Annotated in this window: 17 protein-coding genes; 10 read left to right on the top strand and 7 right to left on the bottom strand. The window is 52.0% G+C overall.

The annotated features are described in order from the left end of the window. Nucleotides 1–110: 110 nt before the first annotated feature. Nucleotides 111–3,446 carry a UvrD-helicase domain-containing protein gene (locus AC3QL0_RS03410; protein WP_493010088.1) on the bottom strand — a complete coding sequence of 1,112 codons (3,336 nt, stop codon included), beginning with the start codon at nt 3,444–3,446 and terminating at the stop codon, nt 111–113. Beyond that, nucleotides 3,433–6,093 (bottom strand): PD-(D/E)XK nuclease family protein, encoded by a 2,661-nt coding sequence (locus AC3QL0_RS03405; RefSeq protein WP_493010087.1) that lies wholly within the window; start codon nt 6,091–6,093, stop codon nt 3,433–3,435. Before AC3QL0_RS03405 ends, AC3QL0_RS03410 begins: the two co-directional genes overlap by 14 nt. 100 nt (nt 6,094–6,193) lie before the next feature. On the opposite strand from AC3QL0_RS03405, the gene AC3QL0_RS03400 reads away from it, so the two are divergent. Continuing rightward, nucleotides 6,194–7,009 (top strand): TOBE domain-containing protein, encoded by an 816-nt coding sequence (locus AC3QL0_RS03400; protein ID WP_135865556.1) that lies wholly within the window; start codon nt 6,194–6,196, stop codon nt 7,007–7,009. On the opposite strand, the gene AC3QL0_RS03395 is transcribed toward AC3QL0_RS03400, so the two are convergent. Genes AC3QL0_RS03395 through modA form a run of 3 tightly spaced genes read right to left on the bottom strand, consistent with a single transcriptional unit; the run spans nt 7,006 to nt 9,201 of the window. Next, nucleotides 7,006–7,734 carry a sulfate/molybdate ABC transporter ATP-binding protein gene (locus tag AC3QL0_RS03395; RefSeq protein ID WP_493010086.1) on the bottom strand — a complete coding sequence of 243 codons (729 nt, stop codon included), beginning with the start codon at nt 7,732–7,734 and terminating at the stop codon, nt 7,006–7,008. The two genes, AC3QL0_RS03400 and AC3QL0_RS03395, sit on opposite strands and share 4 nt — an antisense overlap. After that, the gene (gene modB / locus AC3QL0_RS03390) at nt 7,734–8,411 is read right to left on the bottom strand and encodes a molybdate ABC transporter permease subunit (RefSeq protein WP_493010934.1); all 678 of its coding nucleotides are present in this window, start codon (nt 8,409–8,411) and stop codon (nt 7,734–7,736) included. Before modB ends, AC3QL0_RS03395 begins: the two co-directional genes overlap by 1 nt. A 16-nt stretch (nt 8,412–8,427) precedes the next feature. Continuing rightward, entirely contained in the window at nt 8,428–9,201 is a 774-nt protein-coding gene (gene modA, locus AC3QL0_RS03385; protein WP_493010085.1) for a molybdate ABC transporter substrate-binding protein, read from the bottom strand. A gap of 153 nt (nt 9,202–9,354) precedes the next feature. On the opposite strand from modA, the gene xerD reads away from it, so the two are divergent. The 4 genes from xerD to tenA are packed head-to-tail and all read left to right on the top strand — an operon-like array spanning nt 9,355 to nt 11,884. Beyond that, complete coding sequence (xerD, locus tag AC3QL0_RS03380) at nt 9,355–10,245, top strand: site-specific tyrosine recombinase XerD (RefSeq protein ID WP_493010084.1); 891 nt, start codon at nt 9,355–9,357, stop codon at nt 10,243–10,245. Nucleotides 10,246–10,252: 7 nt separating this feature from the next. After that, nucleotides 10,253–10,750: a Cys-tRNA(Pro) deacylase gene (gene ybaK / locus AC3QL0_RS03375; RefSeq protein WP_493010083.1), complete on the top strand. Its 498-nt coding sequence runs from the start codon at nt 10,253–10,255 to the stop codon at nt 10,748–10,750. Nucleotides 10,751–10,769: 19 nt separating this feature from the next. Continuing rightward, nucleotides 10,770–11,156 (top strand): VOC family protein, encoded by a 387-nt coding sequence (locus AC3QL0_RS03370; protein ID WP_493010082.1) that lies wholly within the window; start codon nt 10,770–10,772, stop codon nt 11,154–11,156. A 50-nt stretch (nt 11,157–11,206) separates the two neighbouring features. Next, nucleotides 11,207–11,884, top strand: a complete 678-nt coding sequence (gene tenA, locus AC3QL0_RS03365) for a thiaminase II (RefSeq protein ID WP_493010081.1) — start codon at nt 11,207–11,209, stop codon at nt 11,882–11,884. Between the two features lie 22 nt (nt 11,885–11,906). On the opposite strand, the gene AC3QL0_RS03360 is transcribed toward tenA, so the two are convergent. Together AC3QL0_RS03360 and AC3QL0_RS03355 are read right to left on the bottom strand one after the other, a co-directional pair. Beyond that, a complete protein-coding gene (locus tag AC3QL0_RS03360; RefSeq protein ID WP_493010080.1) occupies nt 11,907–12,530 on the bottom strand; it encodes a prepilin peptidase in 624 nt (207 codons plus the stop codon). Next, nucleotides 12,527–12,958 carry a type II secretion system protein N gene (locus AC3QL0_RS03355; protein ID WP_493010079.1) on the bottom strand — a complete coding sequence of 144 codons (432 nt, stop codon included), beginning with the start codon at nt 12,956–12,958 and terminating at the stop codon, nt 12,527–12,529. The genes AC3QL0_RS03360 and AC3QL0_RS03355 overlap by 4 nt, the downstream gene beginning before the upstream one ends. A 104-nt stretch (nt 12,959–13,062) precedes the next feature. Between AC3QL0_RS03355 and gspG the strand changes: the two genes are divergently transcribed. Genes gspG through gspK form a run of 5 tightly spaced genes read left to right on the top strand, consistent with a single transcriptional unit; the run spans nt 13,063 to nt 15,838 of the window. After that, a complete protein-coding gene (gspG, locus tag AC3QL0_RS03350) occupies nt 13,063–13,515 on the top strand; it encodes a type II secretion system major pseudopilin GspG (protein ID WP_430224241.1) in 453 nt (150 codons plus the stop codon). Then, the gene (locus AC3QL0_RS03345) at nt 13,490–13,966 is read left to right on the top strand and encodes a prepilin-type N-terminal cleavage/methylation domain-containing protein (protein ID WP_493010078.1); all 477 of its coding nucleotides are present in this window, start codon (nt 13,490–13,492) and stop codon (nt 13,964–13,966) included. Before gspG ends, AC3QL0_RS03345 begins: the two co-directional genes overlap by 26 nt. Continuing rightward, nucleotides 13,963–14,334, top strand: coding sequence for a type II secretion system minor pseudopilin GspI (gspI, locus tag AC3QL0_RS03340; protein ID WP_135865962.1), 372 nt, complete (start codon nt 13,963–13,965; stop codon nt 14,332–14,334). The genes AC3QL0_RS03345 and gspI overlap by 4 nt, the downstream gene beginning before the upstream one ends. Next, nucleotides 14,331–14,957 (top strand): PulJ/GspJ family protein, encoded by a 627-nt coding sequence (locus tag AC3QL0_RS03335; RefSeq protein WP_493010077.1) that lies wholly within the window; start codon nt 14,331–14,333, stop codon nt 14,955–14,957. The genes gspI and AC3QL0_RS03335 overlap by 4 nt, the downstream gene beginning before the upstream one ends. Further along, nucleotides 14,954–15,838, top strand: coding sequence for a type II secretion system minor pseudopilin GspK (gene gspK, locus AC3QL0_RS03330; protein WP_493010076.1), 885 nt, complete (start codon nt 14,954–14,956; stop codon nt 15,836–15,838). The genes AC3QL0_RS03335 and gspK overlap by 4 nt, the downstream gene beginning before the upstream one ends.

The raw sequence follows: 15,838 nt of genomic DNA, 5'->3' as shown, positions 1-15,838 counted from the left end.
TTTTTATTTGGTGTACAAATTAAAAAATACTTTTCGCAGTGCTAGCTAATGCAATCAACCGTTGATCAGCTCAATGCAGCACTCATCACCCATGCTGTGAACAAGCAGGCTCACAGCAACGCCATCTGGCTCCCCACCGGCGTAATCACATAGGGCACCCACAAGTCTACTCGTGGGAAGTACAACGCCGCTTTAGCCTGCCGCCCATCCAACGCCTGCACTTGTTCGCAATAGCGCTGTAACTGTGCGCCGTGACGCTCTAGCATGCGCCGCTCAAACATGGGAACGGTTTCACCTTCTGCTGGCGCGGAGGTTTTGTAATCCACGATCAACCAGTGATCTTCTTGCGAGATTGCTAAGTCAATCACTGAAACCCGTCCACCAGCATCTAGCAATGACCATTCTCTATAGGCTTTGGCTACACCCAATAACCACTGCCCTCGCTCACTGCTGATCGTAGCTTTAAGAGTTTGCTGCAGAATATCCAGAGACTGCATGACGCGTTCTGGCTCTGTACCCGCGCGTAGCAACTGTTTGCGCATGGTGTTAGCAAACGGAGTGATGCTGCTCGCATCAGTAAACTGTGCAGGTGCTGCGGCCATACGCTCTAACCACGCGTGCGCCACTATACCTAGAGCACTTTCGTTTTGTGTGGATTCTGGCCAGCGCCACGCGTTATGTGCCACAGCGACTGTTTTGGGAGGTACGACAACGGGCTGTACCTGTTGTACACGTTTCAACAAACGCTGCGTACCTGAGGTCGCTGCTGTTGTGCCAAGCTCTGCCATGGTTGTTGCAGCATCATCTTTAGGTAAGCAATCCCAAATCCTGCCTAATAGACTCTGTCCGCTCGGTGCTTTGAATTGGCCTGCATCGTCTACTTTCATGTCAGCTACTATGTGTAGTTGGCTACGTGCACGGGTTACGGCTACGTACAGCAAGCGGTTGGCCTCATGAAAGGCTCGCTGCTGTTCGCGTTTTGCTAAAAAGGCTGAAACCGGGTCTTGGTCTTCGCTGCCGCGCGGTTTGACTGGCCCTAATAGTAAACGCCCATCACTTTGCTCTAAACGTATCAGCGGCGCTGTGTCGCCACGCGCGGCACGTTCTAAGCCGTACAAAATGACCGACTCAAACTCCAAGCCTTTGGATTTGTGTATGGTCATGATTTCCACACACTCCCCTGCTCCCTGCGGCACAGCGAATAATCGCTGTACGCGTTCCTCAAAGTCGTTGACGCTCACGTCACCATAGGGCGCAAGATTTTCAAGTAAGCGGAATACCTGTTCGGCATCGTCACGATCGGCGGTGTGAGCGTATACCTGCTCGGCCCCCAGGCGTTGCCAGACCTCTTGTAACCACGCCGCAAAAGGTTGGCTTCCACTGCGATTGCTTTGTGCAAATAAGGCAGCGCTTGCCGCCTGCAATCTCGCCAACTCATTACCCTCCAAAGCCGCACTACGTTCTGGACTGGTCAATAGCGCAGACAATAATTCGGGAATAGGCGTGCTGGTATCATCTCCACATAAGCTGTGTAAGCTGCTGAGTGTCAGCCCCACCATGGGGGAGCGCAAGATTGCTAACCATGCCAATCTATCGCCGGGGTGACACAAAGCACGCACCAACTGCACCAAATCGCCCACTACCGGTCTATTGGCCAGAGGCTCTAGCTCTACTGCCCTACACGGAATGCCTTGCATGGTGAGCTCACGTACCACTTGGCGCAAATGACTACGTGCTCGCACCAACACTGCAACAGGGTGGGCACTGCCCGTATATCGCTGCAAGCCGTCTCTACATAACGCCACCACCTGTTGCTGTGATTGCTGAGCAATGAGATCGGTACTCTCGTCTTCAGTGGTACTCCAGACAGGATGAAAGTTCACTGCAACGTGTTCAGACGAGGGATTAAATGGGTCCGACGGACTATAACTCACCGCCCCCATATCGCTATCATCGTAAGCAGGAAATAGCCACCTACCTGCTACGTTCACCCACTCTACCAACCCCGCTTGCGAACGGAAGTTAGTGGTTAAGGTCAAAGGTTCTAAATCTACTGAACCTAAGGCTCGTGCCGCTTTCACGCGCAAGAACAAACCCACTTCCGCTTTACGGAATCGGTAGATTGACTGCATGGGATCGCCCACCAAGAACAAGGTACGACCATCACCTGCTTCCCATCCAGAACTTAAGCGTTCCAACAATGCGATTTGCGTCAAACTGGTGTCTTGAAACTCATCCACCAGCAAATGCTGTATGGCACGGTCAGCCTTCAGCAAAAGCTCTGAAGGCTCGTCGGAACTACCCAAGGCGTGCAAAGCCCGCTGTGAGATCTCAATGAAATCCACCTCGCTTTGTTCGGCAAACACTTGGCGTAGCTGAAAGCTTGCTAACCACAGTACTTGGATGAAATTCATCAACGCGTCTAGCTGCTCTTCACTGTAGCCATTAGGCAAATCACGTACACGCGCTAAGGCAGCTATCCACGGAGCCTCAACAGCGGCGGATGCAATCCAATCCTCTAATGCTGCTTTTTCGGCTGTTTTAGGAGCAAAACCTTGAGCAACTGTAATACGTTTGCGCAGATCACCTTTGCCAGTCAGCAGAAAATCAGCCAAACAGCGCCACTGTGGTAACGCGTCTATGTTTGCCGGTAAGGGCTCACCATTCCATTGCTGCAATAACTGCAGGCTGTCATTACCGGTTGCCGCGAGCTGTTCAGAAGCATGGCGCACCAACGGCGCTAAATCTTGCGCCCAGCCTAAAGGCATAGCGGATGCCAACAAGGCTAGTTCTGCCTGCAGGATTTCTTCAAGGTTATCTTCGATTTGGAAGATGCTTTCTGGATCACCCAAAATAGGCTGCCACTGATCACGGCTCGCCAACATTTGCATCAATAGCTCTTCTGCTGCCGGTACGTGCACATCCATGTGCGCCATCATTTTAGCGACTGGCTCTTGTTCTTCAATCATCGCCAACGTCGCTTGCGCGGCACGTCGGTAATGCTGGCTCACATCCTCGGCTACGGCAGGCATACCGCCCAAGCCACTCACCCACGGCATGGCTCGCACCAAGTGCGCGCACAAGGAGTCAATGGTACGAATACTTAAACGTGCGGGGTATTCCAACAAATTCCAACCCAGCTCTACGTCACGCTGCATGGCTTGGCGAGCGAGTTCCCAACTTTGGCGCTTATAGGCTTCTGCGGGCGGCGTATCCGATAACCCTACACGCAACTTTTCCAGCACCCGCGCATGCATTTCAGCTGCGGCTTTTTTGGTAAAGGTAATAGCGACCACTTCTTCTGGTCGTCGCACAGTTGCCAGCAACGCCAGAATTCTATCGGTAAGCAGTTCGGTTTTCCCAGAGCCTGCAGGGGCCTGCACCAAAAATGAGCGTCTGGGATCAATGGCGGTTTGCCGGACGGCGGCATCATTAGGCGTGATCATCGTTCACCTCATTCAAGCGCAGCATCGGCAGTACGTCACAAAACATAAGATCTTGCTCATTCCATAGTTGATTTGCGGCATAGCCCGCGCAGAACTCTGCTGCCAAGGCTTCAATAGCCTGCTGCCACTGTTGCACTTGTGACTCCCAATCGGGCAGATCATATTTTTTACTGGCTGACTCTGGCGTGGTCACGTCACCAAACGGCTGTTGCGCATAACCTGTCACACCGGGCGATCGGGTATTCAGCCACGCTAACGCGGCTCCGCCCACCTCTTCACCTTGTTGCTGCAAATGCGCGGCATACAGCGGCAACTGCAACTCTATAGGTCTAGGCCGCAACCAGTCGTCTAGCGGGTTACGCCTATTCAACGAAGTTTTGTAATCCAGCACCACCACGCTGCCATCCGCTAACTGATCCAATCGGTCTAAACGCATGGATAAGCTCAAATTCTGATAGGCCCAATACAAGGTTTGCTCTAGTGATCGCACTTCAAAATCGGGACGTGTTAGCTCAAAGCCAAACCAACTACGCAATACCACCTCGGCGCGTTCGCATTCTAATTGACGCAAACGTGCTGAATAGCCGTGTAAGGTTTCTTGTGCAGCTTTTTCAATGCACTGCCCCAACCCTTCGGGCTGAGTTTCTAACCACTGTGCCAAGCCCGCTTGCGTGCGTGGCTCACACGCCTCCCATGCGCGTTCAATTGCACTGTGCAAAAACTGACCACGCACGTTTTGCTCACCCACTTGTGCGTAGTCTGGCAAGGCGGCAGCAGATAATCGGTATTTTACAAACGCCCATAAGGGAGATCGCGCCTGCGTATCCAACACTCCAGCACCACCTCGGATTTGCGTATTTTGCAGTAGTGCAGGGCCATGCTCATCGCGCAAATACTCCAGCGCAGCGCCTGCAGTATCCACCGCCGGTAACGCGTAGTCTTGTTGTTCCAACTTGCTTAATAGCGGACTAGGACGCAATAACTGTTCACCCTGATACTGTGGATAACTAACGCGTACCGTCTTGGCACTGCCGCATAGCGAAGCAAATAAATAACGCGCCCATTGCAACTCACGCTCAGGCGTAGAGCGAGGCGCATTCACGCGACGTAGTGCACTGTAAGGAATGAGCGGATTAGGCCGCACTGCAGCGGGCAATACCTCGTCGCTTAACCCTAAAATCCAGATAGCATCCCATTGACCGCCCTCGGCTTCCAGCATCCCCAACACATCCAAACGGGATGAGGGGTCACGCTGTGGCTGGAAGGCTGTTTCACGCAGCAAACGGGTCAACAGTCGCAGCGCTTGCCCAAAACGTAGTGTGGACAACAAGGGCGTTTGCTGAGCAAACTGCCCCAACTTGGCATCAAAGGCTTCCATCACCTGAAACGCATGGCTATCTAAACTTTCTTGACCAGGAAAGCCTAGGTGCTGCAACAGCGTACGCATACATTGCGCCCAGCCTAATGCTGACTGGCGTGTTGGCTGTGCTTGCAAATGCGCCCATGCCACACCCCACGCTTGATGCAACTCAGGTAGACGCTCGGTGAGTGCAGTTTCCCATGTGAGGGTATCCAGACTGAGTTCGCCTTGCTGACGTAAGCGCACATCCCACATCACCCGGGCAGCAGCTTCATTCATACTGCCTGCACACGCACCGGCTAACAAGGCTTTACCTAAGGTACCAGCGGCAACTTTTTCCGTGCGCAATAACTCGGCCATCACTTCTAACCATGCCAACGCAGCACGCACCAATGGCCATTCCGTTAAGGGCCTAGCTACCGCCACGTTCCATGCCAGAGCCGGTACATTATCACCATCGCCACGACAGGCTTCACTTAACAGCCTATGCGCCAAGGGCACATTTTTTTCCAACTGCGCCGCCACAATCGCCACACGGTGATGCGGATTAGCGCGCAACTGCTCTACCGCCCATTGCACAGCCAAACGCCATTCTTGATCACTATCGTGGGCGGCTATTTGCAACGGATCCGAGACCTCTACTTCAGGTGTGGCCAACTGATAGCACCTTACCCCTTGAGCACTTAATGCTTGCAGCAACACGGTAAAACGTGGCGACAATTCGTGAAAGCCCGCCAACACCAGCATGGCAAACGGTGGCTGTAAGGCCGAGGCTTGCAGCGCCTGCAACACTCTATTGGCAGACCTATTGGCATCGTCTAAGTCTGACTCTTGCAACCTAGTCTTATAACGCTCGCGCCAGCGCAAAAAACGCTCGTAGTCGGGGGACTGCTCGGCTTCTATTACCTCTATTTGCCAATCGTCTAGCAAGGTGTCGGCCTCACTGGCTAGCTTGGCGGCTTGACGCATATCCAGCAAGCCTTCCCCTTCAGAGGCTTCCTCTTCGCGTATGGATTCCTCCCATGCATAGTGACAACCGAAGCTGTCCAACACGTGTGCCGCTGGAGAAAAGCTTTCGCTAAAACACAGCTCGTCAGCCAACTGGCGCAACCACGCTCCTACTGGCATGATTTCTGGCACCGCCATCGTACGTTGGCCAGCATTCAGCGAGCGCTGCAACGTTTCCAGAATACGCCGGGCAAAACGGTTGTTCACCGTCAGAATCAGGGTTTGAGTACTCTCCAACTCGCCCAGTTCGTGCATCTGCAAATAAGGAATTTCCTGCATGACGGGGATTTGCCTCCGCTTTGTCCTGTAATATAGATGCTTATTGTAGCGACCTCCCATACTAGGATGTCGTTTCCTTTCTGACGCTACTGTTTGAATTATGTCCGACTCTTCTTTGCCTGAATTTGAACTGGCTGGTTCTATTTGGTTTAGATCTGGAACCCAGAACTGGGGAAACCCACGTCGCATGGCTTTGTTGGCCGCGATACGTGAGCATGGTTCTATTTCTGCAGCAGCCCGCGACATAGGGCTAAGCTACAAAGCCGCCTGGGATGCCATAGACACCATCAACAACCTGTCTGATGAAACCCTCATCCAGCGCAACACCGGCGGACAACGCGGTGGTGGTGCGACGCTGACGCCAAAAGCCATTGAAATTCTGGAACTCTACGAGCATCTTGATGAAGTGCATCAACGCTTCATGAAGCGCCTGTCCCGTGCCCGCCCGGGCTCTGAACAAACCATGCAAGTATTGCAAAACATGATGGTACAAACTTCTGCACGAAATAACTTTATTGGCACAGTCAGCGACGTCACCTTGTCGCAGATTAGCGCTGAAGTACGACTGAGCATTGGTGAGCAATTTGATATTGTGTCGTCAGTCACACGTGAAAGCGTGGAAACACTAGGCTTGACCAAAGGCGTACGCGCCTTGGCATTCATCAAAGCATCATCCATTATCATCGGTACCGATTGCGCCAATACTCGCATGTCTGCACGCAATATCCTGCAAGGGAAAATCGTGCATTTGCAAAGCGAGGCTGTGGGTGCTGAAGTGGGGTTGGAACTGCCTAGCGGTCATCGTATTGCAGCCACCATCACCACTGAAAGCCTGCAACGTTTGAAACTCACATTGGGGCAAGACGCCTGCGCAATTTTCAAAGCGTCCAGCGTACTGCTGGGCACCTTAGATTAAGCGACTTCTTCCTGAGCTAATTGCTGCTCAGATTCAGCTTGTAAGGCAGTTGGTGAGCAACTGCCTTCAATGCTGCCTCGACGTATGCGATACACCTCATCAGCCAGCACCACGGCATCTTCTGGGTCGTGCGTGATGATAATTGACGGGATATCCAACTGCTGCTGAAGCTCTCGTAGCTCTACACGCATTTTTCGGCGTAGATGCACATCCAGTGCCGCCAACGGTTCATCCAAAATCAACAGTTCTGGCTCTACGGCCAACGCTCGTGCCAAGGCTGTACGCTGCTTTTGTCCACCAGAAATTTCGGCTGGATAATTATGCAATACCGCTTCTAGCTCAAATGCCTGCACCCAACGTTTTGCGGATTCAGGTAAAAACTTGCGGCTAGGATTCAACCACGAACGACGCAAGCCATAGCAAATATTCTGCGCCACCGTGAGGTGAGGGAACAGGCCATAATCTTGCAGCAGGTACGCCAACCTGCGCTGTTGTGGCGATACCAGAATTTTCTTTTCCGAACAGAATAACACCCTGTCGCCCACGGCAATATGGCCGCTATCAGGGCGTAACAAACCTGCCACGGCTTGAACCGTTAAGGTTTTGCCAGAGCCTGAAGGGCCAAATAGCGCAATGCGTCTGGCTTCAGTATGTATGTCTACATCGAGGCTAAAACTTCTATCGCCCTGCCCTACGGTGCGCTGTATGCGTATGGTAATACTCATCAGCGTGCCCCTTGTCGGCGAGCATAAGCAGGCTTGATATAGCTTGCCAGCCACAGTACCAACACACAACTAATAGAGGTGGTAATCACCAATACCATCGCCAAATCATCATTACCTGCTTGCACAGCCTCGTAAATAGAAATGGATAAGGTTTGTGTGCGACCCGGAATACTACCCGCGATCATTAAGGTGGCACCAAACTCACCTAAAGCACGGGCAAAAGCTAGTAATACCCCAGCCATAATGCCGCGCATCGCTAAGGGTAAAGTGACTCTAAAAAAGGTGGCAGCATCGGACACACCCAAAATTTTAGAGGCATTCACCAAACGCTGATCCACATCCTCAAAGGCCGCTCTGGCTGCTTTCAGCACCATGGGGAAGGCCACCACTGTCGCGGCGACCACAGCCCCCTGCCAGGTGAACACTAGTTCGATGTTCCACTGTGCTAACCATTGCCCTACCACGCCTCGACGCCCCAACAATACCAACAGGTAATACCCCACTACGGTAGGAGGCAGCACCATCGGTAACGTCAAGATTGAGTCAACCACGTTACAGAATGGGGACTTCCAGCGCGACAAGGCGTACGCACCGGCAATACCCAGAATGGAGGCAAAAAAAGTGGCCCACCCTGCCACCTTCAATGAAAGTAACAGGGGGACCCACAGTCCTGACAGCATATGCTTAGCCTAATTAAGGCTTAGAGAAGCCGTATTTAGCCAAAATTTCTTGGCCTTCATCAGACAAGATGAAATCTACGTACTCTTGTGCTTGTGGGTTAGCACCATCACGTTTCACAACAGCGATTGGGTAAGTTACAGGAGTCACTGTTTCCAACACTTCTACAACTTTCACTTTGTCTTTCATGATGGCAGCATCAGTGGCAAACACAAAGCCTGCGTCCACTTCACCACGGCTCACGTAATCCAATACTTGGCGCACGTTTTGACCCAAAACCTGACGCTCAGTTACTGCATCCCAGGCGCCTGCTTTTTCCAAAGCACCTTTGGTGTAACGGCCTACAGGCACAGTTTCAGGGTTACCGAAAGCGATGCGAGTAACGTCAGCATTGGACAACGATGCCAAGCCTTCTACATTTTTAGGATTGTCATTAGGAACAATCAGCACAACTTGGTTGCGCACGAAATCGGCACGTGAATCAGGCACGATGGCATCCGCTTCAACCGCTTTATCCATCGCTTTTTGGTCTGCCGATGCAAACACATCAGCCGGAGCACCATTCACGATTTGCTGCAACAACACGTCTGATGCAGCAAAGCTGTTCAGCACCTTAGTGTCCGCATGTTTTTTCTCGAACGCCTCACCAACTTCTTTGAACGCGTTAGTCAGGCTAGCAGCGCCCGACACCAACAATTCACCGGCCTGAACAGCAGTACCAAAAACCAGACCTGCACTCAATGCACCCGATACACACAGAGCGCGAACAATACGGCTATAGCTTTTCATGCCTTCTCCTTGGCAAGTTGTAAGAATCTATGAAAGCATTATATATAGATGTATATAGATACCGCAAACACTACAAACCTTGGATTTTTAGGTGATTAGCAATGCGGTGGCTCCCCACTGCCTTACCTACTCTCTCGGTGTAATATGCTAAGCATGACTACGCCCCAACTTGCCGCCTTTTTAGAATACTGTTTATTGGAAGAAGGATTGGCCAACAATACGTTGGCTGCCTATGAGCGCGACCTCCTTATTTTTGCTGAATGGTTACAAGAACAACACAGCAAAACCTTGTTGGATGCCTCAACCGAACATATACAGACCTGGCGCAGCGTAGAGGCTCAAACCCATAAAGCCACCACCACCAACCGCCGTTTGGCGACGTTGAAAAAGTTCTATGGCTGGGCGCTGCGTCAACAACTGATCGCACATAACCCCTGCCAAAATTTGAACTCATCCAAACAAGCCGTTCGTGTGCCCGCCACCTTAAGCGAAGCGCAAGTAGATGCGCTACTGCAAGCACCACCCGCCGATACGCCTTTGGGGTTGCGCGATATCGCCATGTTGGAAACGCTGTATGCCACCGGGCTGCGCGTGAGTGAACTCATCAACGTGCAGCTGCAACACCTAAGCATGAACGATGGTGTGATACGCGTAGTAGGCGGTAAAGGTGGTAAAGACCGATTAGTACCTTTGGGCGCACAAGCCCAAGACAGCCTACAGAATTATCTGCAACATGCACGGCAACTGATTTTAGGCCAACAGCGTAGCCCCTTTTTGTTTGTGACCGGCCGTGGCCAAGCCATGACCCGACAAGCATTTTGGTTGCTGATCAAAAAGTACGCACTGCAAGCGTGCATTCAAGCACCGCTATCGCCACACGTACTGCGCCACGCCTTTGCCACGCACTTGTTAAACCACGGCGCAGACTTGCGCGTGGTGCAATTGCTGCTTGGTCACGCTGATATTTCCACCACTCAGATTTACACTCACGTTGCCAGAGAACGGCTCAAACAACTGCATCAACAACACCATCCACGAGCATAATTTCGTTATGGCCAAAGCAAAACACGTTAGCGAAACCCCAGCCACCCAGTGGCTACGCAAAGCAAAGATCGCCTTTATTGAACACAACTATGACTATATTGATCACGGTGGCGCTCAAGAGGCGGCCCGACAGCTACAGTTTCCGCCCGCCCAAGTCGCAAAAACGCTGATCATGGAAGATGAAAATGCCAAGCCGCTAATTATCGTGATGCATGGCGACCGCGAGGTCTCTACTAAAAACCTCGCCAGACAAATAGGTGTGAAGAAAGTCACCCCCTGCAAACCAGAAGTTGCTCAACGACACTCTGGTTATATGGTGGGCGGCACATCACCTTTTGGCACACGCAAAACCATGCCTATTTTCATAGAACAAAGCCTGCTGGAATTTCCTACTATTTTGATCAACGGCGGTAAGCGTGGTTACCTGCTAGAACTGCCTCCTAGCACACTGGTCACTGCTTTAGGTGCTACACCTGTAGACGCCGGGCTAGACGCGCACGCTTAATTTTTTACTGGAACAGCGCATGATTCATCACCTCGATCATTTGGTACTGACCACCAGCAACGAAGCAGCCTGCGTAGCCTTTTATGTGGACTGTTTAGGCATGGAGTTGGTCACCTTTGGCCAGAACCGCAAAGCTTTTAGCTTTGGCAATCAGAAAATCAATGTGCATGTTAAAGGCGCTGAGTTTGAGCCCAAAGCACACTTGCCTGTACCCGGCGCGCTAGATCTATGTTTTATGGCTGATCGCCCGTTAGACGAGGTCATTGCCCATTTGCAGAAAAAAGGCGCCGCCATTGTGGAAGGCCCTGTGCCACGCACAGGTGCCACAGGCCCCATACGCTCTATTTATCTGCGTGACCCCGACCTGAACTTAATAGAAATTTCTGAGCCCCTCACCACACCCTAACACCCTGTAGTGTGAGCCCCTATAGCGCTTTTTCTTTTGTAAGAGGCCCCATGAGTTCTACTCTGCTTCCTTTTGATCAGCTTAAACAACGTTGCCACGATGCGTGGAAAGCCTACACTCAGCACGATTTTGTGCGCCAATTAGGTGCAGGATCATTACCTGCCGAAGCCTTCAAACACTATTTACGCCAAGACTATTTGTTCCTCGTGCACTTTGCCCGTGCGTGGGGTTTAGCTGTTTATAAAAGCCGTTCCATGCAAGAACTGCGCCAAGGTCTGGATAGCCTTAAAGCCATTGTTGATCTGGAAATGGGCCTGCACATTCAGTACTGCGAGCGCTGGGGCATTAGCGAAAAAGAGCTAGGCGAGTTACCTGAAGCCCGCGCCACTATGGCCTATACCCGCTATGTATTGGATGCCGGTAACCGTGGTGATTTATTGGATTTGCACGTCGCGCTGGTGCCGTGTCTGATTGGTTACGCTGAAATCGCCAGTTGGTTGGTGGAACAAGATTTCACTGATTTATCCGACAACAACCCATACGCCGATTGGATCAAGATGTATATCAGCCCAGAGTTTCAGCAGGCCGCCAACGCCGAGAAAGACTGGTTGAACCAACACCTTAGCCACATAGGTCCAGCTCGTATGGATTATCTGGCCACTACCTTTAGAGATGCCACACGTTTAGAGGTAGATTTCTGGCAGATGGGTTTAGACCAAACCGACTAACACGACGTACTTGCCGCTGGCCTTAACGCCAATACTGCACCACCAACATAATGCCAGCGGCCAGCCCTAAAAACGGGCCAAAATACAGCATGGTGGGCCAACTGGCAATACGACAACGCTGCAGCACGGCATAACACAAGGCCAACGCACTGGCCACAAACAGCACATAGGGCACAGCTAGCACGCCTAACCATGCACCTATACCAGCCAAGAACTTAGCATCCCCACGCCCCAAGCCTTCTTTACCGCGTAATAACGCAAATACGGCACCTACTGCCCACGGTAAACCGTAACCTAGTGCTGCCCCCCACACACGATCTTGCAATAACCACGGCGCATCGTAAGCACACCACAGCAATCCAGACCACAGTAAGGTGTAGCTCAACTTATCGGGTAAATAGCCATACCAGCCGTCAAAGCACATCAACAGCCATAGCTGTACAAAACACACGCTCAGTGCCACCTGCTGCTGCCCGTTAACAGGCAAAAACAGGGCCAGCAATACACTCGCCACTATCCCACTGTAAAACAGACCTACCCGACGACTATTGCTCAATCCAGCGACTGAAAACTCATGGCAACAGACTACCCATTGCCAGCGTAAATACCAAAGGGATAGTAGCCCCACCGCTAGCATTACCATCATGGTGCAGGGTGTACCACGCGTATGGCTTCTTGCAAGACTGCAACGGGTTCTTGAGGGGCCTCCACCGTGTAGCGAGCGCCGTGCTGTTCTACTTGTATAGATCGCGGTCCTACCACGACTAAACGCACACCATCGGCTAACCAATCACCATTTCTATAGGCTTGTGCGGGTGCACCATCAATGCTTAATAGCGCGGCGCCTTGGTTAGCTTGGCTAGAACTCATCACGCCTTGTATGAGTATGCGCACTGGGCCGCCTGCTGTACCAAACCACGATGCTACGGCATCGGCTTCCATACCTTGCAACACAGTATGCGTCGCAGCCAACGGCGCAAAACGTAATGTGGTTGGTGCAGCCAAATAGGCAGTGCCATAACCGGCTACGGCAGCAGCTATCACCACCATTAAACGCTGTATCCATCGCGCCATAAAACTGACATATCTCATCTATACACTGGGGACCGGATTCAACAGTGCTCTGACCGGCATGATTTTTTCCACCTCAGAGTCTGGCATGTATTAATGAAAGAAGTATGACACCACAGCATTCACTCCCCCGTTCTACAGCCGCCCAAGCCTCACAGCGCGGTTTCTCCCTGATAGAAATCATGGTGGTTATTGTCATCATGGGCATCATGGCCGCACTGGTGGTTCCTAACCTATTGAGTCGCCCCGATCAGGCCCGCGTTGTCGCTGCCAAACAAGATATTGCCGGCATCATGCAAGCGTTGAAGCTATACCGCTTAGACAATGGTTTCTACCCCAATGCACAACAAGGTCTGCAAGCGTTACAGCAAAAACCCTCCGCACCGCCTGTGCCACAAAACTGGCAGCGTTATTTGGATAAAGTGCCTACGGACCCCTGGGGTAATGCGTACCAATACCTCAATCCCGGCGTGAGTAACGATGTGGATGTGTTCTCTTTTGGCGCGGATGGTCAACGCGGCGGCGAAGAAATGAATGCTGACATTGGCTCTTGGCAATAAGCACAACGCTAGGCAATACGGCTTTTCCTTATTGGAAGTCATTATTGTGCTGTTCATCATTGGCATAAGCACCAGCGTAGGCATACATTACCTACCCTCTACCTACGACAACAGCGTCAGCCAAGATGCCAAGTTGTTGACGCAGCGCTTTCAGGCCGCCCAGCGCTACGCCATCCAACATCAGCAAATATTGCGTTGGCAAAAGCACGAAGATGGTTTTGGGTTTGAAGCACTAGGAAATGGCGTCTTCGCCCCGCCCCTACCCGCCCACCTCTCCCATATCTCATGGCGCGGCACACGATCCACCAAGGTAACGCTGCAACCATCCAGCACGTTATTGATAGAACCCTCGTGGTTGTACTCCCCCTTGCTCATCACACTCGATAACGGCGTAGACAGGCTGATTATCCGCCGAGATTTGCATGGCAATTTTGATGTCAGCACACCATGAAACGCACCGCATCACAACAGGGCTACACCTTGGTAGAGGTGTTGGTGGCTCTGGCCATCATTAGCATTGCGCTGACGGCAGTGTTGCAAGCCTTGCAACTTAGCACCCGCAGCACTCAATCGCTCAAGATGCGCAATCTGGCTCTGCACAGTGCTAGCAACACACTGGCTGAACTACGCCTGCAACAGCAGTTTCCCTCTCCAGGAACGCAGAATTACCCCTGTACGCAAGGCATGTACGAGTTCAACTGTGAAGTCACCAGCGCTAGTACCGAACATGCCAAGTTTAGACAAATCACCGTGCGCGTCACGCTGCCCGACCATCAGCAGAATTTTGCCTATTTACACGGCATTCTGATGCAACCATGAAGCGCACAGCGACAACACAGCGCGGCTTCACCTTATTAGAAGTGTTGGTGACGCTGTTAATCATGAGCTTGCTAAGCGTACTGTCATGGCGTGCTCTGGATTACATACAACGTACGCAATCACAGTTGCAAGACACGCAAACACGCCATCAATCCATACATGCTGTGCTACAGCAGTTGGAGCACGACATACTGCAACGCCACAGTTCACCGTTGCTGAACGAAGAGCTTAGCGATTTTCCGTTGCATCCTGACGGTATAGCTTCGGCCTATAACGCACTGGTCTGGGAGCAACACCCACGCAGCAACTTTTTAGCCATACGCCAAACCGCCACCCCACCTGCTGTGGGCAATGTGTGGCTGCAATGGCGTAGTGAGAACAACGTACTGTACCGAGACCAAGGCATACCGTTTGCGACCTTGCCTGGTGCCTTACCCGCTGCACAAAACCCAGTATTGGATGACGTTCAACAATTCACAGCACGAGCGTGGATACCAGCGCGAGGCTGGATGCCGCTACCGCTGACACAAACCACACGAGCACCTACTGGCATAGAAATCACTATCGTCAGACTAGAGCGCGGCCAATCGGTACGCTATCGCAAGGTGATCCCGCTATCATGAATCGCTTCACATCACAGCAAGGTTTGGCCGTCATTAATGCGCTGGTCATCGTGTTTGCCACCAGCGCAATTGCCGCAGCTTTAATCAGCAAACAAACGCAATCCAGCGAACAGTCCATCATTGAAAATGATGTCACCCAAGCTACGTGGTTGCTGCGCGGCGCGATGGACTGGACGCGTCAATTGCTGCAGCAAGATAACCGCCATAGCGCCATTACTACCCAAAATGGCTTGTGGGCACAACGCATAGACCGCATGCCTATAGAAGATGAACGCACCACAGCCTATTTCTCGGGCTTCCTTAGCGATGAACAAGCCAAATTCAATCTATTACGCTTGCAGCGTAACGGTGAAACTCGTCCTGAAGAAATCACCCGATTAGAAAAACTGCTGCACAGTGTGCAGCTACCCAAAAGCTTGGCTACCGCATTCGCTCAACAGCTTGCTCAGGCCTATCAAAGCACGCAGCACCCTGCCACCCAAGTGGGGCCGAGGCTTCCTTCGGAGCTCATCGCTGCACAATCGTTAAGCCCGGCCCAGCGCGCACGTTTAGACGACTACACCACGTTGCTACCCCCAGCTACGTTGCTGAACATCAACATGGCTTCCCCCCAAGTACTGCATAGCTATATAGACGGCTTAAGCCTTGCCGATGCGGTAAGGCTCACCACACAACGAGACCAAGGCAGATGGTTTAACCAAGCCTCAGACCTCAGTTTGCAACTACCGTCGGGGCTGTCCATTCCTGCTCGCACCTTAGGCGTAAAAAGCCATTGGTTTAGCGCGCAAGGACTATTGGAAATCTCCGGCACCCAGCAATCGTTGCACGCCCTGTTAGAACGCAAAGGCTCACAAGCCTTCACCCGCTGGATACGGTATTAA

Source organism: Paenalcaligenes sp. GW821-LYS-B07-1 (assembly GCF_058803365.1).
The sequence above is the reverse complement of the archived record's forward strand: the minus strand, read 5'-3'. Positions and strand labels throughout refer to the sequence as shown.

What these genes read in the sequence shown, in the direction of transcription:
- gspG (WP_430224241.1), top strand. Translation starts at nt 13,063, where the DNA reads ATGACACCACAGCATTCACTCCCCCGTTCTACAGCCGCCCAAGCCTCA.
- AC3QL0_RS03410 (WP_493010088.1), bottom strand. Translation starts at nt 3,446, where the DNA reads ATGATCACGCCTAATGATGCCGCCGTCCGGCAAACCGCCATTGATCCC.
- AC3QL0_RS03360 (WP_493010080.1), bottom strand. Translation starts at nt 12,530, where the DNA reads ATGATGGTAATGCTAGCGGTGGGGCTACTATCCCTTTGGTATTTACGC.
- AC3QL0_RS03405 (WP_493010087.1), bottom strand. Translation starts at nt 6,093, where the DNA reads ATGCAGGAAATTCCTTATTTGCAGATGCACGAACTGGGCGAGTTGGAG.
- xerD (WP_493010084.1), top strand. Translation starts at nt 9,355, where the DNA reads ATGACTACGCCCCAACTTGCCGCCTTTTTAGAATACTGTTTATTGGAA.
- AC3QL0_RS03335 (WP_493010077.1), top strand. Translation starts at nt 14,331, where the DNA reads ATGAAGCGCACAGCGACAACACAGCGCGGCTTCACCTTATTAGAAGTG.
- modA (WP_493010085.1), bottom strand. Translation starts at nt 9,201, where the DNA reads ATGAAAAGCTATAGCCGTATTGTTCGCGCTCTGTGTGTATCGGGTGCA.
- AC3QL0_RS03345 (WP_493010078.1), top strand. Translation starts at nt 13,490, where the DNA reads ATGCTGACATTGGCTCTTGGCAATAAGCACAACGCTAGGCAATACGGC.
- AC3QL0_RS03370 (WP_493010082.1), top strand. Translation starts at nt 10,770, where the DNA reads ATGATTCATCACCTCGATCATTTGGTACTGACCACCAGCAACGAAGCA.
- gspK (WP_493010076.1), top strand. Translation starts at nt 14,954, where the DNA reads ATGAATCGCTTCACATCACAGCAAGGTTTGGCCGTCATTAATGCGCTG.
- AC3QL0_RS03395 (WP_493010086.1), bottom strand. Translation starts at nt 7,734, where the DNA reads ATGAGTATTACCATACGCATACAGCGCACCGTAGGGCAGGGCGATAGA.
- ybaK (WP_493010083.1), top strand. Translation starts at nt 10,253, where the DNA reads ATGGCCAAAGCAAAACACGTTAGCGAAACCCCAGCCACCCAGTGGCTA.
- AC3QL0_RS03400 (WP_135865556.1), top strand. Translation starts at nt 6,194, where the DNA reads ATGTCCGACTCTTCTTTGCCTGAATTTGAACTGGCTGGTTCTATTTGG.
- gspI (WP_135865962.1), top strand. Translation starts at nt 13,963, where the DNA reads ATGAAACGCACCGCATCACAACAGGGCTACACCTTGGTAGAGGTGTTG.
- AC3QL0_RS03355 (WP_493010079.1), bottom strand. Translation starts at nt 12,958, where the DNA reads ATGGCGCGATGGATACAGCGTTTAATGGTGGTGATAGCTGCTGCCGTA.
- tenA (WP_493010081.1), top strand. Translation starts at nt 11,207, where the DNA reads ATGAGTTCTACTCTGCTTCCTTTTGATCAGCTTAAACAACGTTGCCAC.